24 protein-coding genes are annotated in these 18,542 nt (G+C 56.0%); 8 read left to right on the forward strand and 16 right to left on the reverse strand.

Going from position 1 to position 18,542, the window contains the following annotated elements; all coding sequences use genetic code 11:
* Nucleotides 1-3 precede the first annotated feature (3 nt).
* From AAE045_RS10150 to AAE045_RS10160, 3 genes are all read right to left on the reverse strand, one after another.
* Nucleotides 4-378 (reverse strand): MysB family protein, encoded by a 375-nt coding sequence (locus tag AAE045_RS10150; RefSeq protein ID WP_455547611.1) that lies wholly within the window; start codon nt 376-378, stop codon nt 4-6.
* A 107-nt stretch (nt 379-485) separates the two neighbouring features.
* Nucleotides 486-1,712 carry a multidrug efflux MFS transporter MdtG gene (mdtG, locus tag AAE045_RS10155; RefSeq protein WP_455547612.1) on the reverse strand — a complete coding sequence of 409 codons (1,227 nt, stop codon included), beginning with the start codon at nt 1,710-1,712 and terminating at the stop codon, nt 486-488.
* A gap of 181 nt (nt 1,713-1,893) precedes the next feature.
* Nucleotides 1,894-2,814, reverse strand: a complete 921-nt coding sequence (locus AAE045_RS10160) for a Kdo(2)-lipid IV(A) acyltransferase (protein WP_455547613.1) — start codon at nt 2,812-2,814, stop codon at nt 1,894-1,896.
* A 231-nt stretch (nt 2,815-3,045) separates the two neighbouring features.
* On the opposite strand from AAE045_RS10160, the gene trhO reads away from it, so the two are divergent.
* The gene (gene trhO, locus AAE045_RS10165) at nt 3,046-4,095 is read left to right on the forward strand and encodes an oxygen-dependent tRNA uridine(34) hydroxylase TrhO (protein ID WP_455547614.1); all 1,050 of its coding nucleotides are present in this window, start codon (nt 3,046-3,048) and stop codon (nt 4,093-4,095) included.
* A gap of 36 nt (nt 4,096-4,131) precedes the next feature.
* Here the strand turns inward: trhO and AAE045_RS10170 are convergent, their stop codons facing one another.
* From AAE045_RS10170 to mdtH, 10 genes are all read right to left on the reverse strand, one after another.
* Entirely contained in the window at nt 4,132-4,704 is a 573-nt protein-coding gene (locus AAE045_RS10170) for a YceI family protein (RefSeq protein WP_455547678.1), read from the reverse strand.
* A gap of 17 nt (nt 4,705-4,721) precedes the next feature.
* Nucleotides 4,722-5,276 (reverse strand): cytochrome b, encoded by a 555-nt coding sequence (locus AAE045_RS10175; protein ID WP_455547615.1) that lies wholly within the window; start codon nt 5,274-5,276, stop codon nt 4,722-4,724.
* A 297-nt stretch (nt 5,277-5,573) separates the two neighbouring features.
* A complete protein-coding gene (locus tag AAE045_RS10180; RefSeq protein WP_455427734.1) occupies nt 5,574-5,687 on the reverse strand; it encodes a YceO family protein in 114 nt (37 codons plus the stop codon).
* 51 nt (nt 5,688-5,738) lie between these two features.
* Nucleotides 5,739-6,854, reverse strand: coding sequence for an N-methyl-L-tryptophan oxidase (gene solA, locus AAE045_RS10185; RefSeq protein WP_455547616.1), 1,116 nt, complete (start codon nt 6,852-6,854; stop codon nt 5,739-5,741).
* Between the two features lie 131 nt (nt 6,855-6,985).
* Nucleotides 6,986-7,240: a biofilm formation regulator BssS gene (bssS, locus tag AAE045_RS10190; RefSeq protein WP_455428252.1), complete on the reverse strand. Its 255-nt coding sequence runs from the start codon at nt 7,238-7,240 to the stop codon at nt 6,986-6,988.
* Nucleotides 7,241-7,540: 300 nt separating this feature from the next.
* Nucleotides 7,541-7,786: a DNA damage-inducible protein I gene (gene dinI / locus AAE045_RS10195; RefSeq protein ID WP_455547617.1), complete on the reverse strand. Its 246-nt coding sequence runs from the start codon at nt 7,784-7,786 to the stop codon at nt 7,541-7,543.
* A 75-nt stretch (nt 7,787-7,861) separates the two neighbouring features.
* Complete coding sequence (gene pyrC / locus AAE045_RS10200; protein WP_455547618.1) at nt 7,862-8,908, reverse strand: dihydroorotase; 1,047 nt, start codon at nt 8,906-8,908, stop codon at nt 7,862-7,864.
* Between the two features lie 154 nt (nt 8,909-9,062).
* Nucleotides 9,063-9,623: a lipoprotein gene (locus AAE045_RS10205; protein WP_455547619.1), complete on the reverse strand. Its 561-nt coding sequence runs from the start codon at nt 9,621-9,623 to the stop codon at nt 9,063-9,065.
* Between the two features lie 115 nt (nt 9,624-9,738).
* The gene (grxB, locus tag AAE045_RS10210; RefSeq protein ID WP_455547620.1) at nt 9,739-10,386 is read right to left on the reverse strand and encodes a glutaredoxin 2; all 648 of its coding nucleotides are present in this window, start codon (nt 10,384-10,386) and stop codon (nt 9,739-9,741) included.
* A gap of 72 nt (nt 10,387-10,458) precedes the next feature.
* On the reverse strand, nt 10,459-11,667 hold the full coding sequence (mdtH, locus tag AAE045_RS10215) for a multidrug efflux MFS transporter MdtH (protein WP_455547679.1): 1,209 nt from the start codon (nt 11,665-11,667) through the stop codon (nt 10,459-10,461).
* 242 nt (nt 11,668-11,909) lie between these two features.
* Here mdtH and rimJ point away from each other — a divergent pair, with 242 nt between their 5' ends.
* The 6 genes from rimJ to AAE045_RS10245 all read left to right on the forward strand — a co-directional run bounded on the left by rimJ (nt 11,910) and on the right by AAE045_RS10245 (nt 16,395).
* The gene (gene rimJ, locus AAE045_RS10220; protein WP_455427740.1) at nt 11,910-12,494 is read left to right on the forward strand and encodes a ribosomal protein S5-alanine N-acetyltransferase; all 585 of its coding nucleotides are present in this window, start codon (nt 11,910-11,912) and stop codon (nt 12,492-12,494) included.
* A 9-nt stretch (nt 12,495-12,503) separates the two neighbouring features.
* On the forward strand, nt 12,504-13,157 hold the full coding sequence (locus AAE045_RS10225) for a YceH family protein (RefSeq protein WP_455547621.1): 654 nt from the start codon (nt 12,504-12,506) through the stop codon (nt 13,155-13,157).
* A gap of 3 nt (nt 13,158-13,160) precedes the next feature.
* A complete protein-coding gene (locus AAE045_RS10230) occupies nt 13,161-14,084 on the forward strand; it encodes a Gfo/Idh/MocA family protein (RefSeq protein ID WP_455547622.1) in 924 nt (307 codons plus the stop codon).
* A gap of 71 nt (nt 14,085-14,155) precedes the next feature.
* Complete coding sequence (locus tag AAE045_RS10235) at nt 14,156-14,293, forward strand: hypothetical protein (RefSeq protein WP_455547623.1); 138 nt, start codon at nt 14,156-14,158, stop codon at nt 14,291-14,293.
* 2 nt (nt 14,294-14,295) lie between these two features.
* Nucleotides 14,296-15,831, forward strand: a complete 1,536-nt coding sequence (gene murJ, locus AAE045_RS10240) for a murein biosynthesis integral membrane protein MurJ (RefSeq protein WP_455547624.1) — start codon at nt 14,296-14,298, stop codon at nt 15,829-15,831.
* Between the two features lie 78 nt (nt 15,832-15,909).
* Nucleotides 15,910-16,395, forward strand: a complete 486-nt coding sequence (locus AAE045_RS10245; RefSeq protein ID WP_455547625.1) for a cold-shock protein — start codon at nt 15,910-15,912, stop codon at nt 16,393-16,395.
* A gap of 97 nt (nt 16,396-16,492) precedes the next feature.
* On the opposite strand, the gene flgN is transcribed toward AAE045_RS10245, so the two are convergent.
* The 3 genes from flgN to flgA all read right to left on the reverse strand — a co-directional run bounded on the left by flgN (nt 16,493) and on the right by flgA (nt 17,971).
* A complete protein-coding gene (gene flgN / locus AAE045_RS10250; protein WP_455547626.1) occupies nt 16,493-16,918 on the reverse strand; it encodes a flagella biosynthesis chaperone FlgN in 426 nt (141 codons plus the stop codon).
* Between the two features lie 4 nt (nt 16,919-16,922).
* Nucleotides 16,923-17,216 carry a flagellar biosynthesis anti-sigma factor FlgM gene (gene flgM, locus AAE045_RS10255; RefSeq protein ID WP_455547627.1) on the reverse strand — a complete coding sequence of 98 codons (294 nt, stop codon included), beginning with the start codon at nt 17,214-17,216 and terminating at the stop codon, nt 16,923-16,925.
* Nucleotides 17,217-17,311: 95 nt separating this feature from the next.
* Complete coding sequence (flgA, locus tag AAE045_RS10260; protein ID WP_455547628.1) at nt 17,312-17,971, reverse strand: flagellar basal body P-ring formation chaperone FlgA; 660 nt, start codon at nt 17,969-17,971, stop codon at nt 17,312-17,314.
* A gap of 152 nt (nt 17,972-18,123) precedes the next feature.
* Here flgA and flgB point away from each other — a divergent pair, with 152 nt between their 5' ends.
* Nucleotides 18,124-18,540 (forward strand): flagellar basal body rod protein FlgB, encoded by a 417-nt coding sequence (flgB, locus tag AAE045_RS10265; protein WP_455547629.1) that lies wholly within the window; start codon nt 18,124-18,126, stop codon nt 18,538-18,540.
* The last annotated feature ends 2 nt before the right edge of the window (nt 18,541-18,542 follow it).

Genomic DNA, 18,542 nt, shown 5'->3' on the forward strand with positions numbered 1-18,542 from the left:
CGATTACCGTTCATCCCATTCGTCCGCGGCGGCCTGCCCCTCTTCGGTATCCAGCGGCGGCTCGAGCTGGAACTCTCCTTCATCCCATTCGTGCAGCGTGTTCTCTTCCAGCCACTCCTGGCGCAGTTCGATCTCATCAAACTCGCCGTCAAACACGCTTTGCGCTGCTTCACCGCTCAGCATCGGTAAACACTCACCGTCTTCACTGTCGGTGGCGAAAAATTCCGCCTGCCACATGATATCGCCATCCTGCAGGATGTATTTCTGGACGTTGAGCTGCTGGACGTTGGCAGACTCCTCATCCACATCCGTATTGTCGGCGAGGAATAACTCTCGTGCGGCATCTATGGCTTCTTCAAGCGTTGCGTACATGCTCATGAAATATCTCCTTATGGCAGAGGTCGGGGAGCGGGTGCTCCATTACAATTTCATGTTAATTGTTGACGCTGTTCGCAAAGTTGCAAGTATGAGATTGCTCTGGGGCGTTATTCTCCGGGAATGCGTATCCGTGCCGCCGGGCGGCGCAGGCTGTACCAGGAATAAAACGCATTGAATAACACCACGCTTGCGGTGACCAGGAACACGGTTCGGAAGCCGTAGTTAGCAGAAACCGCCGCGCCGATGAGCGGGCCCGTGACGTTACCGATATCGCGGAAGGACTGGTTGTAGCTGAATATGCGTCCGGCAATCTGGTTGCTGGAGTTATAAACCAGCAGGGTCTGCACCGCAGGAAGCAGCGCACCGTCGGCAGCGCCCAGTAAGAAGCGCAGCAGCCCAAGCTGCCAGGGATTCTGCACCATCGACATAGGGATCAGCAGCAGAACGGAGATCACCAGCGCGCAAATAAGGATCTTTTCCGGCCCGATGCGATCGCCAAGCTTGCCCAGACGCGGCGCGCTGATCAGCGCGGCGACGCCGGGCACCGAGGCTATCATGCCGCTGATAAACGCCAGGTTGTTTACGTTGCCTGCCAGATCGCGCACGTAGAGCGTAAGAATCGGCGCAATCGAGCCGGTCGCGACCTGAATAATCATCGTGGTGACAAACAGGCTAAGGATCAGCTTAGGATTTTTGAGCGAGGTCAGCACCTGGCGGGCGTGCAGCATGTCTTTTTTGGTGACCGGGGTGAACTCCTCCCGGATATAGAGCAGCGTCAGGATAAAGCAGGCGAACAGCACCGCAGCGGTAATGAAGAAGACCGGCCGCAGCCCGTAGCTGTCCGCAAGCAGGCCGCCGATCAGCGGGCCAAGCAGCGCACCGCTCACGCCGCCGGTGGAAAGCGTGCCGAGCGCCCAGCCGCTTTTATGGCGCGGCACCTGGGTGGCTATCAGGGCGTTAGCATTGGGAACAAAGCCGCCCAGCAGCCCCAGCAGGGCGCGCAGGGCAAGAAACTGCCAGATATTCTGTGCAAAACCCATCAGCACCATCACCACCGCCATGCCCAGCGCCGAGCGCAGCAGCATGATCTTGCGGCCTTTACGGTCGGCAAGTCCGCCCCAGAAGGGAGAGGCGATGGCGGAAAACAGGAAGGTGATGCTGAACACCAGGCCCGACCACATATTCAGCGCGCTGTGTCCGGTGACGCCGAGCTGTTCGACGTACAGCGGCAGGAAGGGCATTACAAGGCTGAAGGCTGCGCCGGTGAGAAAGCATCCCAGCCAGGCGACGGTGAGATTACGCTTCCAGTTGATACTGCTGTCAGGGGGGGTCATACCGCTCCGGTAAATAGCTGGTAACAGGAAAATATTACCCTGCTAAGTATGCGCCCGATGAATGGAAAGTGGCAAACCGGAAAGCTTTTTTAGCTAAATGACGAGCAGGAAGAAGAGACTTCCGCAACCGCAGGAATACTGGAGGGCGCAAGCGCCATCCAACCTGCGTTGCGAAACAGGATCAATACCGGGAAGGCACGCCCTCCGGGCGGGTCTTAAAGCGGCGGTGCAGCCACATATACTGTTCCGGCGCCATCAGAATGCACTGCTCGACGATCTTGTTCATCCACAGCGCGGTGCCTTCCGGCGTTTCCAGAGGCGGGTCAAATTCGGCGGGCAGAATAATCAGCTCGTAGCCTTTACCGTCTGGCTTTCTGCGCGGCACCATCGGCACAATCGCCGCCCCCGACATTCTTGCCAGCGTATAGGTACCCGAAGTGGTAGCTGCCTGGTCTACACCAAAAAACGGCACGAAGACGCTGCCGCGCGGGCCGTAGTCATGATCCGGGGCGTACCAGATTATCTCGCCCTGCTTCAGCGCGCGGATCATGCCCTTCAGATCTTTACGGTCAATCATGCTCTTATTGGAGCGCATACGGCCCCACGTTTGTAGCCAGTCCAGCAGCGCGTTGTCATTCGGACGGTAAACGCCGATACCGGGCGTATTCATCCCAAACATGCGAGCGCCCAGCTCCAGCGTCAGGAAGTGGATGCCGATGAGCAGCACGCCGCGCTTTGCTTCCTGTACCTTGTGAATCTCTTCCACGCCCGATACGTCGCACCAGCGCTGAATGCGCCACAGGGGCCAGAACCAGGCAATCCCCGTTTCCATCAGTCCCAGACCAACGGACTCAAAGTTTTTAACCAGGATGGCTTCGCGTTCCGCTGGCGTTTTCTGCGGGAAGGCCAGCTCCAGGTTGCGTCGGGTGATCCTGACGCGGCGCTTCATAAACTTCATGGCTAACTGACCAAGGCCGCGGCCAAGACGATAGATAACCGGGTAGGGCAGCAGGGTCACAACATACAGTAGGCCAATGCCAAACCAGGTTCCCCAGTAGCGGGGATGGAGTAAGGCGCGCGAGAATTGCGGTAAGTTCGTCATGTAAAACCTATTGTGACGGCAAATGCCGGATCTTCGTGATAAGACTATTGTGGCATTTTTTGAGGTCCAGCCAAAATTAACGGCGGCGGAGTGGCTGAAATTTCGCCACAATGTTATTTTATATGCCTTCAGATGAGGGAAATGTAGCGCAAAACGTAGGGATGTAAATTAACGTTAATTGCTTTATGATGCGCACCTCTTTTTTTTTTTTACGATTGCAGAGCGAACACCATGCCAGTGTTACACAACCGCATATCGAATGAGGAACTGCGCGTGCGCATGCTTGCCGAAACCGAGCCGCGCACCACTATCTCATTCTACAAGTATTTCACCATTGATGAGCCGCAGGCCACCCGCGACGCGCTGTATAAAGCCTTCGTGGCGCTGGATGTTTTCGGCCGTGTCTACCTCGCCCGGGAAGGGATCAACGCACAGATTAGCGTGCCGCAGAGCCGCGTCGATGCGTTCCGTGAAACCCTGTATGGCTTCCATCCTGCGCTGGAAAACCTGCGTCTGAACGTTGCGCTGGACGATGACGGCAAGTCCTTCTGGGTGCTGCGCATGAAGGTGCGCGACCGCATTGTGGCGGACGGGATTGAAGATCCTGACTTTGATGCCAGCGACGTGGGTGACTACCTGAAAGCCGCGGAAGTGAATGCGATGCTGGATGACCCGGAAGCGGTATTCATCGATATGCGTAACCACTACGAATACGAAGTGGGCCACTTCCAGAACGCGATGGAAATTCCGGCGGATACTTTTCGCGAACAGCTGCCCAAAGCGGTTGATATGCTGCAGGATGATAAAGATAAAAAGATCGTCATGTACTGCACCGGCGGTATTCGCTGCGAGAAGGCGAGCGCCTGGATGCGCTATAACGGTTTTAAAAACGTCTATCACATTGAAGGCGGAATAATCGAATACGCCCGTCGTGCCCGCGAGCAGGGGATCCCGGTTCGGTTCGTGGGTAAAAACTTTGTCTTTGACGAACGCATGGGCGAACGCATTTCAGACGACGTTATCGCACACTGCCACCAGTGCGGCACCGCCTGCGACAGCCACACCAACTGTAAAAATGACGGTTGCCACCTGCTGTTTATCCAGTGTCCTGAATGTGCGGCGAAGTTTGAAGGGTGCTGTAGCGAGGTCTGTCGGGAAGAGCTGGCCCTGTCGCCGGAAGAGCAGCGCCGCCGCCGCGCGGGCCGTGAAAATGGTAATAAAATCTTCAACAAATCTCGGGGTGCGCTGAACACCACGCTGGGTATCCCGGACCCGGAATAAATCTAAGGCCTCCTGATGAAGGAGGCCTTCACACGTTTACTGACGAACGCCTTCCACAGAGATTATCAAATCTACCTCCTGCGAGGCCGGGCCGAGATCGGTCGTGATATTAAAATCCTTCAGCTTGATCTTCGTTTCCGCTTCGAAACCGGCACGCACGCCGCCCCACGGATCGTTACCCTGACCAATCAACTTCGCCTCCAGCGTCACCGGTTTTGTCACGCCGTTGAGCGTCAGGTTACCGGCAATATCCAGATCCTCGCCGTCCTTCTTCACCCCGGTAGACACGAATGTCGCCTGCGGGAATTTGCTCACGTTGAGGAACTCGGCGCTGCGCAGGTGTTTGTCACGCTCGGCGTGGTTGGTATCGACGCTGGTGGTGTTGATGGTGACGCTGACTTTATCCGCAGCCGGGTTCTTCTCGTCGAAGGTGAAGGTACCGTCAAAATCGCGGAACGTGCCGTACAGCCAGCTGTAGCCAAGGTGCTGAATACGGAAGTTAACGAAGGCGTGCTGCCCCTGTTTGTCAATTTTATAATCGGCGGCAACGGCCGAGCCGGTGGTGAACATCAGGGCGCCAGCGGCAATGCCCAGCAGGCTTTTTTTCATCATCATTCGCTCCATAATTAACGAGAAGGTTTCCCAAGCATCCGCCTGAGCGTAACGTCTTTATCAATAAAGTGATGCTTCAGGGCCGCGAGGCCGTGCAGCACGGAAAGCACCACGACTCCCCATGCCAGCCAGAGGTGCAGGGTACCGGCCAGATCCGCCTGGGCGCCGTAGTCGCTGAGGGTTGCGGGGATCTCAAACAGGCCGAATACGCTGACGGGCTTGCCGTCTGCGGTAGAAATCAGGTAGCCGCTCAGCAGGATGGCGAACAGCAGGACGTAAAGCAGAATATGGGCCGCTACGGCGCTGACGTGCGTCAGACGTGTGTAGCTGGCAAGCGCGGGCGGAGGAGGGGAAATAAAGCGCCACAAAACGCGAACGACCATTGCCAGCAGAACGACCATGCCGATGCTTTTGTGCAGTTCCGGTGCTTTGTGATACCAGCCGTCATAATAGCCGAGGGTGACCATCCACAGACCGAGGCCGAACATCCCGTATACGGTTAAAGCGATAAGCCAGTGGAGAAGGACTGATATATGCCCGTAGCTTTGAGAAGTGTTACGCCATTGCATATTAATGCGCCCGCTGTCCGTTCCGAATAAGGCAGAACATAAACTGACTGTTAACGTCGACGCAACATAAAAAGGGCCGGGAAGAAATAATAAAAATCTCAACCTAAAAATTTGAATGAAACCTGGCTATCAACATCATTTGATTAGAATGAAGAGGCGATTTATTGCCTGGAGTGCACTGTGTGAGCGGGATTTGTTATGCGAAGCGTGAAGTCGACTTCAGCTAAAAATTTGTCCAAAACTATATTTATATCAGCAGTATGTCAGGTTTCGTCAATATCACATGCAGTTATAAACTCAGTAGAAATAAATATAAGCGATGTCGAGCAGCGCCAGGCAGGACCATAAAATAAGGTACAGCATTAAGTGTTCGCGAACATTGTTAACAAGAAACAGAATAAAGCGACGCATCATTTGCAATCCAAAAACCAGAGCCCCTCTGCTGGCGGGCTCCGGCAGCAGTTATTTGAAACGCTGGAGTGAAAAAGGCGTCAGATCGTAGTCCGACGCTTTCCCCTGAGCAAACAGGCAGGCGATTTCCCCCAGTACGGAGGCGAATTTAAACCCGTGCCCGCTCAGCCCTGTTATTACCAGCGTGTTGTCATGGTCGGGGAGAGTATCGACGATGAAATCTTCATCCGGAGAATTATCGTAGGTGCAGGCCGCGCCGTGAAGGCAAACGCCGACGCCGGGGAGGAACTTACGCAGGAAGCCAAATACTTCGCTGCCGTCGCTTGCCACGCTGCCGAAAGGCTTGCGCTGCGCGGGCTCGCTGAGAGGCTGCCCGCCGTCGTGCCTGCCGATCTTCAGCTCGTTATCCTGAGACGGGAATCCGTAATACTGGCTGCCGTCGGGCATTTCGCCCGTAAAGGCCGGGAAGTGGTTCTCTTCGCTGTAGCGTCCGTCCGCCTGGTGCCAGGCGAAGATCTTACGTACCGGGGAAACGGGCAGGTCAGGCAAAAGTTTTTTTACCCAAGTACCCGCGCTGACCAGAAGCCTGCTTGCGGAGAATTCGCCTTCGGCAGTTTCGACCACCACGCCCTCTTCGTTATGACGAATGCCGGTTACAGCACAGTTGAACAGCTGAGCGCAGCCGCCCTGTTTCGCCAGGCGGATATAGGTGGCCACGGCGGCTTCGCTGCGCAGTACGCCGGAATTGGGTTCGAACAGGCCAACGTAGCCGTCGGGAACGCTTATGTTGGGCCAGCGTGCCATAACGGCATCAGCCTCCAGCGTCTCGAGAGGTAAAGAGAATTGTTGCGCGCTGCTTTGCACCGTAGAGATAAAAGTGGAGTCTTTCGGACCGAGGTTGATAACGCCTGTGCGATGGAAAAGCTTTTCGCCACCGATCTCTTCCAGCGCCTCCCAGAGCTTCTGCGCGCGCAGCACCAGCGGGACATACTTCTCACCTTCGCCGTAGGCGTGGCGCATCAGGCGGGTATCGCCATGATGGCTGCCCTGCTGATGAGGTGGATGGTCGCTGTCGATCATCAGGACATTGAGCCCGGAATGCGCCGCGTAGCATCCTGCGGCGGCACCCACCGAACCACTGCCGACAATGATAAGATCGTAATGCATGTCGCTTTTTCTCCTCCCGCAAATAGTAGCCAGCAGAGTAAATAATTCTTAACTGGCAGGCAAATGAACCGGGCATAAAAACGAAAAAAGGCACCACTTCGGTGCCTTCGCTTAAACGTTCGCATTATTCGTCAATGCTTACGATGATCGTTTACCTGGTATTCACTTGATTCAATTTTTGCGATCCCGGCCTCTAAAATAGAAATAAACTGCCGGGCAACATCCGTGGTCAGCCACAAAGTCTGGCCGATTTCTGTTTCATCTTGCTTTTGCTTATCGGATGTCAGGTAGTGCAGGCGAAGCATCAGCGCATCGTAGCTATCAACGGTGCTGATGTCCCATCCGACGAGGGGATGGGTCTGGATTACATCACTATTTTTTTCCATCATAACCCCTTTTATACGTGTGTTGAGACAACGGCTAGCGAGGTTTAATGCTTGTTTAATGTGAAGCCAGTTAAGTATATCAATGATTAAGGGATTTCGCGGAAGAAATAAATACCTTACAGCACTTTTTTTATATTATTGAAGACGATTGAACAATAAAGCGGCAAGTTATTCGGAGGATTCTGTGCATTATCGATAGCAATCGGAAATGTGCCTGAAATTTCGGCGGAGTGACAGAAAGGGATAAAAAAACCGGATGGCGACACCCGGCAAAAAATAAAACAAGGAGGGATTCTTTATTTATTCTGAGTCAAACCAGTCATCTGCGCTCTCCCAGGTTTCCTGCAGGATTTCGCTGATGCGGTCTTTATCTTCTTTAGCCCCGCCCAGCACCGACAGGTTGTTACCCGTGGCGTAGCGCACCTGGACGTGGTTGTCCGTTTCCGGAAAATGCTGGCTGATACGGCGAGTCAGTTCTTGTGTCAGCGCATCTACTGCGCCGGCCGGCAACTGCGTGGTTTTGGCAATGGTCACTTCAATACGCATAACAACCCCCTGTACAATATACTGTTTATTTATACAGTTAAAATGCGCGTCCTGCAACAGGGGGAGTTAAAATAGTTAGCCTTTCACAGACCAGGCCACCTGCTCGCCCGCGAGGAACGGCACGATGGTGTCCTCGCTGGTGGCGATGGTTTCCGGGATAAGCACGGGTTCACGAACCAGCTCGATAGACTCTTCGTTAACCGGCAGACCGTAGAAACGCGGGCCGTTAAGGGACGTAAAGGCTTCAAAGTGTTCCAGCGCATTCAGCTCTTCAAACACCGTGGCGTAGGCGCCCAGCGCGGAAGGGGCGTTGAAGCACCCGGCGCAGCCGCAGCTGGCTTCCTTGCGGTGGCGAGCGTGAGGGGCTGAGTCCGTACCGAGGAACACACGGTCGCAGCCGCTGGCCACCAGCGCACGTAATGCTTCCTGATGGGTGCTGCGCTTTAAGATTGGCAGGCAGTACAGGTGAGGACGCACGCCGCCCACCAGCATGTGGTTGCGGTTAAACATCAGGTGCTGGGGGGTGATGGTTGCCCCGAGCAGGGAGTTACCTTCCTGCACGTACTGCGCCGCATCTTTGGTGGTGATGTGCTCGAAGACGATTTTTAGCGCGGGCAGCTGGCGGCGCAGCGGCTCCATCACCGTTTCAATGAAGCGGGCCTCGCGGTCGAAAATGTCGATGTCGGCATGGGTAACTTCGCCGTGGATCAGCAGCGGCATGCCAATCTTCTGCATGCGCTCCAGCACCGGCATGATGGCCGCGGTGCTGGTGACGCCGTGGCTGGAGTTGGTCGTGGCGTTGGCAGGGTAGAGCTTGGCGGCGGTGAACACGCCTTCGTTAAAGCCGCGCTCAACTTCGTTGGGATCCAGCGAGTCGGTCAGGTAGCAGGTCATCAGCGGCTCGAAGCTGTGCCCCTGCGGCACGGCGTCCAGAATGCGCTGGCGATAGCTGATGGCGGCTTCTACGCTGGTGACCGGCGGCGCCAGATTTGGCATCACAATTGCGCGACCATAGGTTTCAGACGTCATTGGCACCACGGTTTTCAGCATGTCTCCATCACGAAGATGAACGTGCCAGTCGTCTGGGCGGCGAATTTTTAATACCTGAGGTAATACGGTCATTGCGATGCTCCGGCTGGAAGGGAAAATCAGTCATGTTGGGCTGGTTTTATGCCGGGCACTAAGGATAGGCGGAATCGTTTTCGTTTGCACGACTTTGTTGCGAGATTTCTTTGCGGGACCGCGCCGGGCAGCGTGGGCTGCCCGGAGGGTAAGATCAGTTAACGAAAGGAATGATGATTTCCCCGGGCTTCACTTCAATGCCCTTGGCATATTTCTTCGCCATGGATTCACCTTCGCTTCTGTCCTCGCTAAGCACGTAGGCCGGCTGCTCGTTGAAATACTTGCGCAAAGACTGATTCAGGTAGGGAATAAGGGTCTGCACAATCGTCTGCATTTTTTCCGGCTCGACGGTGGCGTCGACCACCTCCATCTCCTGCAGATAGATAGCCCCTTTCTCTTTGTTAAACACCGGCAGCGCCTTCAGCTTCAGCCTGATGTTGGCTTTTTGACTGCCAAACAGCGAGGTCATATCCAGCTTTGCATCGCCCGTCAGGGTCACTTTATTGGGTTCTTCGCGGCCAATCTGCGAGGCAAGATTAGAGAGAATAATGTGCGCATCGGCCACGCCCGGCAGGCCAATATCCTTCGAAAAATTGTTGTGCTTAGCCAGCGCCTGGTTGATCTCTTGTTCGCTAACGGTGTACTGCGTGAGTTGGTTACAGCCAACCAGCAGGCCGGTCAGTATTAACAGTCCGGCAAAAATAATCTTCTTCATGACGCTCCTCAACATCCTGCTTTGGCCCCGAATCGTGACATAAAGCAGCATGATGCACCAGCGCAGGCCGTGCTACAGGAAAAGGATGAAATGCCGGCGCGGGGCCGGCAGAAGATTAAAGCGCGATGGAAGAGAGCAGGTTTATCTGCGTTTGCTTGGCCATGTTATCGCGGTAGTCCCTTACCCGGCTTGGGTATTCAATGCCTGCCACCAGGGAGAGGCTACGCAGCAGCGGGAAGAGGTGGATATCATCTTCCGAAAGTTCGCCGTTAACGGCGTTGGGCTGCACGATAAGCTTGTCGAGCTTGCGCAAATCGTCGCTGATTTTTTTAATCAGGCCCGGCGAGTGGCTGAGGTGCTCCTCGAAAGAACCAATCATCGCCTCTTTCTTTTTCACGAAGTAAGCGCGGGCTTCGGGCGTGGCGAACTCATCGAACGGCGCTTTTGCCACGCGCGGGATGATGAGGTTCTGGGTATAAGCCTGCACGTGGCGCAGCCATTCGCCGATGGCGGCGTTGGTGGCTCCCGTCAGCAGCGGCTTGCCGTCCAGCCTGTCGATATAGTGAACGATGTCCATGCTCTCAGGCAGATAGCGGCTGTCATCTTTTTGCAGAATCGGCGCCATTTTCTTGCCAATCATCTTCGTTGGCGTCGCCTCGTCGTCGTTGAGCAGCACGTTCAGCTCAACGGGAACATTCTTGAGGCCAAAAATCATGCGCGCTTTTACGCAGAACGGGCAGTGATCGTAAATATATAATTTCACGTTCTCCTCCATTGATAAGCGGATAAAATCCGTTAACAAATGAGTATGGAAGAGAACGTGGGCTACCGCAAATCAGCTGCCCGGTTCCAGCATGGAAGGTGCAACGGGCTTCATGCTGAACTGCCACCACAGGGCAAGCAGGGTGATAAAGCCGACGATGCCCAGCATCATCCACGGCAGCTCCGGCTGATTCATCACTTTACCCGCGTCAAATAGCCAGCCGCCTCCCGCATAGCCAACCGCGCCTCCCAGAGCCAGACCCAGACGGCTGAAGCCCATATAGCTGCCGCGCGCTCTTGAGTCAGCGAGCGAGGCCCCGAGCGTTTCGCGGGCAGGCTCAGCGATGATGGTGCCGACGTAGAACACGCAGATCAGGGTGAAGAGCTGCTGCAGCGTGCTGGTGAAGCCGATGGGTATCATGGCAAGCGTCATTAGCAGCAGCCCGGCCATTAAGCGCTGTTCAAGCCGGAAACGCTTTTCGCTCCAGCGGGCAACGGGATAGAGCAGCGTCAGCGACAGCGCCGCCTCGATGGCATACATCCATTTCACCGCCGCCGGCGTGCCCGCGATTTCGTTCACCATGATCGGCAGCATCAGCATCACCTGCACGGCCAGCATGTAATAGCCCGCCAGGGTCAGCACATAGGTAACGAAACGCCTGTCCCGCATCACGCGGCCCATGCCTTCGAGCACCGGCGTGCGGATGGTGGAAAGCTTGTAGGCGGGCAGAAGCCAGGCGTTGACCCCGGCGCAGATAATGAACATTACCGCCCCGGCGGCGCAAACCAGACGGAAGTCATACTGTAACAGCCAGCTGCCGAGCAGGGCGCCGATCACGGCTCCCGCGCTGTCCTGCATCATCAGCAGAGAGAAAAACCTCCCGCGCTGGTGTGGACGAACAAGTTTGACCACTAGCGCCGCACGAGGCGGGTCGAAGAGCGTGCCGCCAATGGCCGAGATAAAGCAGGAGAGCCACAGCACCCAGGGTTCATGCGCGATGCCCATCAGCGCGAAGCCGACCGCGCGCAGCAGCATGCCGGTGACGATCATCGGTTTGGCTCCCAGCCGGTCGGCAAAGGCGCCGCCAAATATCCCCAGCCCCTGCTGCGTAAGCTGCCGCAGGCCCAGGGCAATCCCGACCATTAAGGCCGCCCAGCCCATCTGGTCAACGAAGCGAATAGAGATTAACGGGAAGACCACGAAGAAGCCTAAAACCACCAGCATGTTATCAAGCAGCAGAAAATATTTACCCAGGCTTCTTGCCTGCGCCACCCGCGCCATCTCCCCTCCCGGGTAAGTGTTCAAAATGCGACAGAGATTCATTCTCCACCGCCTTTACATTTTTTGACAGATGGGCAGGCGACAATATTTTTTTATCGATCGGCCCGTTTGATTGAAGCCATTCATCGAAAAAATGTATGACGGAGGAAGAATTCTGCATGTTGTTGTTTTCCTTCCTCCGTAAGGGGCAGGTATAGTAGTTATGATAGGTAGAAAACTATGGGATGTGAGGAGCTGGGGACATGTTTGGTTATCGCAGTAACGTGCCGAAGGTGCGTTTAACTACCGACAGGCTGGTGGTGCGTCTGGTCTATGAACGGGACGCCTGGCGGCTGGCTGATTACTACGCTGAGAATCGCCAGTTCCTGAAGCCCTGGGAACCCGTTCGCGACGACAGCCACTGTTATCCCTCCGGCTGGCAGGCTCGCCTGGGCATGATTAACGAAATGCACAAAACCGGCAGCGCTTACTACTTCGCCCTGCTCGATGAAGAAGAAAAAGAAATTCGCGGCGTGGCCAACTTTTCCAACGTGGTGCGCGGCTCGTTCCACGCCTGCTATCTCGGCTATTCGCTGGGTGAAAAATGGCAGGGGCAGGGGCTGATGTTTGAAGCGCTCACCACGGCCATCCGCTATATGCAGCGCACCCAGCACATTCACCGCATCATGGCCAACTATATGCCCCATAACCAGCGCAGCGGCGACCTGCTGGCGCGTCTGGGCTTTGAGAAAGAAGGCTACGCCAAAGATTATTTACTTATTGACGGCGTCTGGCGCGATCACGTTCTGACGGCGCTGACGTCAAAACTATGGACCCCTGGCCGTTGAGGATATGAGATGAAGTATCAGTTAACTGCGGTAGAAGCGCGCGTGGTGGGCAGCCTGATGGAAAAACAGGTCACGACGCCGGAGCAATATCCCATGTCGGTGAACGGCGTGGTGACGGCCTGCAATCAGAAAACGAACCGCGAACCGGTGATGGATCTTAAAGAGCATGACGTTCAGGAAACGCTGGATACGCTGGTTAAACGCCACTTCCTGCGCACGGTCAGCGGATTTGGCAACCGGGTCACCAAGTACGAGCAGCGCTTCTGCAACTCTGAATTTGGCGATCTGAAGCTGTCCGCTGCTGAAGTCGCCGTGGTTACCGCGCTGCTGTTGCGCGGGGCGCAAACGCCGGGTGAACTCCGCAGTCGGGCCGGGCGAATGTTCGAATTTACCGATATGGCCCAGGTTGAAAACGTGCTTGAAACCCTTGCCGGCCGCGAAGACGGCCCGTTTGTCGTGCGTCTGCCGCGCGAGCCGGGCAAGCGTGAAAGCCGCTATATGCATCTGTTCAGCGGTGAGTCAGAGACGCTGGCTACCGTTGCGGACGCCGTGGCTTCCGCACTACCCGCCGACGATCTGAATGCGCGGGTAGCCCTGCTGGAAGAAGAAGTAGCCGAATTAAAACAGCGCCTGGACTCACTGCTCGCGCATCTCGGGGATTAAACCATGACTAAATTACGAGTCGGCGTAGTCGGGCTGGGCGGCATTGCGCAGAAGGCCTGGCTGCCGGTGCTGAGTGTCGCAGGTGACTGGCACCTGCAGGGGGCTTTCTCCCCGACTAAAGAAAAAGCGCAAAAAGTTTGCGATGCATACCGCATACCCTACGTTTCCTCCATTGCGGAACTGGCCGCGCAGTGCGATGCGGTCTTCGTACACAGCTCCACCAGCAGCCATTTTGCCGTAGTCAGCGAACTACTGAACGCGGGCGTTAGCGTCTGCGTGGATAAACCTCTTGCCGAAAGCCTCGCGGATGCGGAGCGGCTGGTCGAACTGGCGGAACGCAAAAAGCGCACGCTGATGGTAGGGTTCAACCGCCGTTTTTCGCCGCTTTATCGGGAGCTAAAAGAGAGGCTCTCCAGCGGCGCGTCTTTGCGCATGGACAAGCACCGCGCTGACAGCGTAGGGCCAAACGATCTGCGCTTCACCCTGCTGGACGACTATCTTCACGTGGTGGATACCGCGCTCTGGCTTGCCGGTGGCGAAGCCCAACTGCAAAGCGGCACGCTGCAAACCAACGAGCAGGGGCACATGCTTTTTGCCGAGCATCATTTCGCGAAGGAGCATCTGCAAATCACCACCAGCATGCACCGCCGGGCGGGCAGCCAGCGCGAGTGGGTTCAGGCCGTTACCGACGGCGGCTTGTATGACGTCACAGATATGCGTGACTGGCGCGAAGAGTGCGGTGCGGGCATCGTTACTCGTCCGGTCCCTGGCTGGCAGAGCACGCTTGAGCAGCGGGGCTTCGCGGGCTGCGCTCGTCACTTCCTTGACTGTGTGGCAAATCAGACGGTTCCTGAAACATCCGGGGAGCAGGCGTTAATGGCGCAAAGAGTGGTGGAAAAGCTCTGGCGCGAGGCGATGAGCGAATAGCCTGTAACAACTGATGGTAGTATTTCCGCGGTGTATCGGTAGACTACGCCGCTGGATTTGACGAAAAGCCGTTGCTGGCTGGTCGGGCAAGCGAAGCGCCACCCGACAAATCAAGCCATACGGTGGATGAGGCGCTGCTTATCCACCCAACAACTGCTGTTATCGACAACGCCTGCGCCGCAGGCGTTGATGTTTGTGGAACCGAATAACAATGAATCTCTTAAAATCGCTGGCTGCCGTCAGCTCGATGACCATGTTTTCTCGCGTGCTCGGCTTCGCGCGCGACGCCATTGTGGCAAGGGTGTTTGGGGCAGGGATGGCGACGGACGCCTTTTTTGTCGCCTTCAAGCTGCCGAACCTTTTACGCCGTATTTTTGCCGAAGGGGCTTTCTCCCAGGCGTTCGTGCCCATTCTGGCCGAATACAAAAGTAAGCAGGGCGAAGATGCGACCCGCGTGTTTGTCTCCTATGTCTCGGGCCTGCTGACGCTCGCGCTGGCGGTTGTCACCGTGCTGGGCATGATAGCCGCGCCGTGGGTGATTCTGGTGACCGCGCCGGGCTTTGCCGACACCGCGGACAAATTCACGCTGACCACTAACCTGCTGCGCGTCACTTTTCCTTATATCATGCTGATCTCGCTGGCATCGCTGGCCGGGGCAATCCTTAATACCTGGAACCGCTTTTCCGTTCCGGCGTTTGCGCCTACCTTCCTCAATCTGAGCATGATTGGCTTTGCGCTGTTTGCCGCGCCGCACTTCCACCCGCCGATTATGGCGCTGGCGTGGGCTGTCACCGTGGGCGGGGTACTGCAGCTGGCCTATCAGCTGCCGCACCTGAAGAAAATCGGCATGCTGGTGCTGCCGCGCATCAACCTGAAGGACGCGGGCGCTACGCGGGTGATTAAGCAGATGGGGCCTGCGATTCTGGGCGTTTCCGTCAGCCAGATCTCGCTTATCATCAACACGATTTTTGCCTCTTTCCTGGTTTCCGGCTCGGTTTCCTGGATGTACTATGCCGACCGCCTGATGGAGTTTCCGTCCGGGGTGCTGGGCGTGGCGCTGGGGACTATCCTGCTGCCTTCCCTGGCGAAGAGCTTTGCCAGCGGCAACCACGACGAATATTCGCGTCTGATGGACTGGGGCCTGCGCCTGTGCTTCCTGCTGGCGCTGCCAAGCGCCGTCGCGCTGGGTATCCTGGCTAAGCCTCTGACCGTCTCCCTGTTCCAGTATGGTAAATTCACCGCCTTTGATGCGGCGATGACGCAGCGCGCGCTGGTGGCCTATTCCGTGGGGCTGATGGGGCTTATCGTGGTGAAGGTGCTGGCCCCGGGATTTTATTCCCGCCAGGACATTAAAACGCCGGTGAAAATCGCGATTGTGACCCTGATCCTCACCCAGCTGATGAACCTGGCGTTCATCGGGCCGCTGAAGCACGCTGGCCTGTCGCTGTCCATTGGTCTGGCAGCCTGTATTAACGCCAGCCTGCTGTACTGGCAGCTGCGTAAGCAGGATATTTTCCAGCCGCAGCCGGGCTGGGCGCCATTCCTCTGGCGTCTGCTTGCCGCCGTGGTCGTGATGTCCGCCGTCTTGTTAGGTATGATGCACGTCATGCCAGCCTGGGACGTCGGCAACATGGCTTATCGCCTGGTGCGCCTGATGGCCGTGGTGGTTGCGGGGATCGCCGCCTACTTCGGTACGCTGATGGTGCTGGGCTTCAAAGTGAAAGATTTCGCACGACGAACGCTGTAACTTTTCCTGAGGTGGATGACGCGCGCGCTTATCCACCCTACTATTTATATGTTGAATTTTTAAGTAGGTAACAGAGCTATGAACGGGACAATCACAACCTGGTTTGAAGAAAAAGGTTTTGGTTTTATCAAAGATGAAAACGGCGATAACCGTTATTTCCACGTCATCAAAGTCGCTAATCCAGAACTGATAAAGAAAGATGCGGCGGTGACCTTTGAGCCAACCACCAATAACAAAGGTCTGTCCGCCTTTGCGGTCAAGGTTGAGCCAGACAGCAAGTATATTTTTATTGCCGGTGAGCGTATCAAAATCACCGCCATCAAGTCTTTCCTGGTCTACAGCGAAGAAGTGCCTGCGGATTCGAAGATCGACAAAGAGAAAACGGTGCTTTCCGTGGGCCTGCTGATGAACAGCATCCGTCCGAAGGATGACAAGAAAGAAGGGGAGATGCGTACGCTGAAAAAGCTGGCGATCACCACTTTCCAGAACAGCACGCTGATTTTCTCTGAAGATGAAATTGACGTGGATGCCACCATGAAGATCCTCAAGGCGCTGCCACGGTAGTCCTAGCGGTGGATAGCGCCTGGCGCCTGTCCACCCTATTTATACTGACATAGAGCGTAGGTCGGATAAGCGTGAGCGCCATCCGACACTTAAATACCTAAATCTTAATCTTTTTATTTCCGCCGCGATTCATCGTCGTGGCTTGCCCATCTGCCCCATACAATTTGGGTTCCTGGTGCGGCTTCAGTACCGCTAATGCCTGCTCGTTACGCTCCAGCTGATCTTCTAACAGCCAGCCGTTGTGCTGATTAATGTCGCGCAAATGCTGCGTTTTCTGGGTAATCGTCTGCCAGCGCTGGCTTACGTCCGTGCTGGACTGCGCTTCGGGGTTTTGCTCCGCCCGGCGCTGCTGCTCAAGGTAGTCGAGCGTCGCCAGCAGCGAGCTTTTATCTTCGGTGATGCGCTGCAGCGCGCTGCCGTTTACGTGGCCCGCAGAGAGCTGCTGCTGTTCGGCGTCCATCACCTCTTTGAGTGAATTGAGCACCGCAGTCATTTGGTCGAGCACTTCTAACAGACGACTCATGCAATTAGTTACTCTGTAAATCGCTTTGGGCATCCTGAATCAGCGCATCGGCGATTTTGCCGGTATCCATCTTCAGTTCGCCGTTACGGATTGCGGTTTTCAGCGCCTCAACACGTTCCATATTGATGTCGCTGCTGCCTGGCTGCATCAGCTTAGCCTGCGCATCGCTCAGGGTCACGCTGGTGCTGTTTGCCGTGGTGCTTTTCTCCAGACGGCTTTTCTGCGCCTGAGTATCGGTGGTTTCACGCGGTTGGACAGTGCTAACCGGCTTCAAAGGCGACGTGCGGTCAATGCTCATTATTTTATCCTCTTCGAGGGGAGGCTCACGGCGGAGAGCCAGTCAGTTTCATCGTTAACTATTTATCGGCAGCCGCCACTGAATCTTTAAAAAGATTACAGATTAATCAGAATATTCCCATCAGGATCTACCGTGCCGCTGACAATCTGCCCGGAGGCCATACGCACGCGGGCATTTTGCGCCACCGCGGCGTTATTTAATACCTGGCCCTGGCTGTTGACGCTGAATCCTTCCCCCGAGGCGACCACCTGCACATGCTGGCCCGCTTTCACCCGCCAGGACTGGCGAACCATCGACAGCATAATCGGCTGATCCGGCGCGATGTCCCGCAGCGTAGCTGCATTCGCCGCCTGCTTCAGATCGAGCATGGTGCGCGGCGGGAGCCGATCCAGACGACCATATTTCATCCGCACATTGCTTTCGCTAAGCAGGGTGCCGCGCGTTAAGGCCTGTGCCGCAACGACGTAATTCCCGCTGGCCGCTACCGCAACCTGAACAAAACGCTTATCGCTGCCGCAGCGCACCATCACGCTGACGCTTCCCCACAGGCGTCCGTTGCCGGGCATCACAAATTCAGGCTGGGGGCAGTCGGGGAGCTGCGCGTCTGGGGTTTTCACCGTCACCGCCACGTCATCGCTGATGCCCGCCAGCCGCTGCTGGAAAAACTGGGTCAGCGGCGCGTCCAGCTGGCCGGCGCCTGCATAAAACGCAGCCAGCAAAGCCGCGGTGCCAGCGCAGATTTTCACTTTGTTCATGATGCCACTCCTTGTTCAGGTTGCAGCGATTCTACCCGCAGGCGGAATTGATCAAGGCGACAAATAGCGATGCATTTTGCGTTTATTCCGTCGATAACGCACGCGTAAGGGGCCGTAAGCTGTCGGACAAATCCTAATTATGCGGAGGGAACATGCTCGACAAACTGGACGCCGCGCTGCGATTTCAGCAGGAAGCGCTTAATTTGCGTGCCCAGCGTCAGGAGATTCTGGCAGCCAATATTGCCAACGCGGATACCCCGGGGTATCAGGCGCGGGATATCGATTTTGCCAGCGAAATGAAGAAAGTGATGGATCGCGGGCGCGCGGAGGGCACAGGCGTATCGCTTGCTATGACCTCGGCTCGCCATATTCCGGCGCAGACGCAAACCGTACCGCAACTGGATCTTCTTTACCGTGTTCCTGACCAACCCGCGCTTGACGGCAACACCGTCGATATGGACCGCGAGCGTACGCAATTTGCTGATAACAGCCTGAAGTATCAATCCGACCTGACGGTTCTGGGCGGGCAAATCAAAGGCATGATGTCCGTGCTGCAACAGGGTGGCTAATC

The organism is Dryocola clanedunensis (assembly GCF_038405435.1).
GTDB lineage: Bacteria > Pseudomonadota > Gammaproteobacteria > Enterobacterales > Enterobacteriaceae > Dryocola > Dryocola clanedunensis_A.

What these genes read in the sequence shown, in the direction of transcription:
- AAE045_RS10170 (WP_455547678.1), bottom strand. Translation starts at nt 4,704, where the DNA reads ATGAAAAAAAGCCTGCTGGGCATTGCCGCTGGCGCCCTGATGTTCACC.
- AAE045_RS10205 (WP_455547619.1), bottom strand. Translation starts at nt 9,623, where the DNA reads ATGAAGAAGATTATTTTTGCCGGACTGTTAATACTGACCGGCCTGCTG.
- AAE045_RS10150 (WP_455547611.1), bottom strand. Translation starts at nt 378, where the DNA reads ATGAGCATGTACGCAACGCTTGAAGAAGCCATAGATGCCGCACGAGAG.
- mdtH (WP_455547679.1), bottom strand. Translation starts at nt 11,667, where the DNA reads ATGGCGCGGGTGGCGCAGGCAAGAAGCCTGGGTAAATATTTTCTGCTG.
- flgB (WP_455547629.1), top strand. Translation starts at nt 18,124, where the DNA reads ATGCTCGACAAACTGGACGCCGCGCTGCGATTTCAGCAGGAAGCGCTT.
- flgM (WP_455547627.1), bottom strand. Translation starts at nt 17,216, where the DNA reads ATGAGCATTGACCGCACGTCGCCTTTGAAGCCGGTTAGCACTGTCCAA.
- AAE045_RS10245 (WP_455547625.1), top strand. Translation starts at nt 15,910, where the DNA reads ATGAACGGGACAATCACAACCTGGTTTGAAGAAAAAGGTTTTGGTTTT.
- murJ (WP_455547624.1), top strand. Translation starts at nt 14,296, where the DNA reads ATGAATCTCTTAAAATCGCTGGCTGCCGTCAGCTCGATGACCATGTTT.
- pyrC (WP_455547618.1), bottom strand. Translation starts at nt 8,908, where the DNA reads ATGACCGTATTACCTCAGGTATTAAAAATTCGCCGCCCAGACGACTGG.
- flgN (WP_455547626.1), bottom strand. Translation starts at nt 16,918, where the DNA reads ATGAGTCGTCTGTTAGAAGTGCTCGACCAAATGACTGCGGTGCTCAAT.
- flgA (WP_455547628.1), bottom strand. Translation starts at nt 17,971, where the DNA reads ATGAACAAAGTGAAAATCTGCGCTGGCACCGCGGCTTTGCTGGCTGCG.
- dinI (WP_455547617.1), bottom strand. Translation starts at nt 7,786, where the DNA reads ATGCGTATTGAAGTGACCATTGCCAAAACCACGCAGTTGCCGGCCGGC.
- rimJ (WP_455427740.1), top strand. Translation starts at nt 11,910, where the DNA reads ATGTTTGGTTATCGCAGTAACGTGCCGAAGGTGCGTTTAACTACCGAC.
- AAE045_RS10160 (WP_455547613.1), bottom strand. Translation starts at nt 2,814, where the DNA reads ATGACGAACTTACCGCAATTCTCGCGCGCCTTACTCCATCCCCGCTAC.
- AAE045_RS10225 (WP_455547621.1), top strand. Translation starts at nt 12,504, where the DNA reads ATGAAGTATCAGTTAACTGCGGTAGAAGCGCGCGTGGTGGGCAGCCTG.
- trhO (WP_455547614.1), top strand. Translation starts at nt 3,046, where the DNA reads ATGCCAGTGTTACACAACCGCATATCGAATGAGGAACTGCGCGTGCGC.
- AAE045_RS10230 (WP_455547622.1), top strand. Translation starts at nt 13,161, where the DNA reads ATGACTAAATTACGAGTCGGCGTAGTCGGGCTGGGCGGCATTGCGCAG.
- solA (WP_455547616.1), bottom strand. Translation starts at nt 6,854, where the DNA reads ATGCATTACGATCTTATCATTGTCGGCAGTGGTTCGGTGGGTGCCGCC.
- AAE045_RS10175 (WP_455547615.1), bottom strand. Translation starts at nt 5,276, where the DNA reads ATGCAATGGCGTAACACTTCTCAAAGCTACGGGCATATATCAGTCCTT.
- AAE045_RS10180 (WP_455427734.1), bottom strand. Translation starts at nt 5,687, where the DNA reads ATGCGTCGCTTTATTCTGTTTCTTGTTAACAATGTTCGCGAACACTTA.
- bssS (WP_455428252.1), bottom strand. Translation starts at nt 7,240, where the DNA reads ATGGAAAAAAATAGTGATGTAATCCAGACCCATCCCCTCGTCGGATGG.
- mdtG (WP_455547612.1), bottom strand. Translation starts at nt 1,712, where the DNA reads ATGACCCCCCCTGACAGCAGTATCAACTGGAAGCGTAATCTCACCGTC.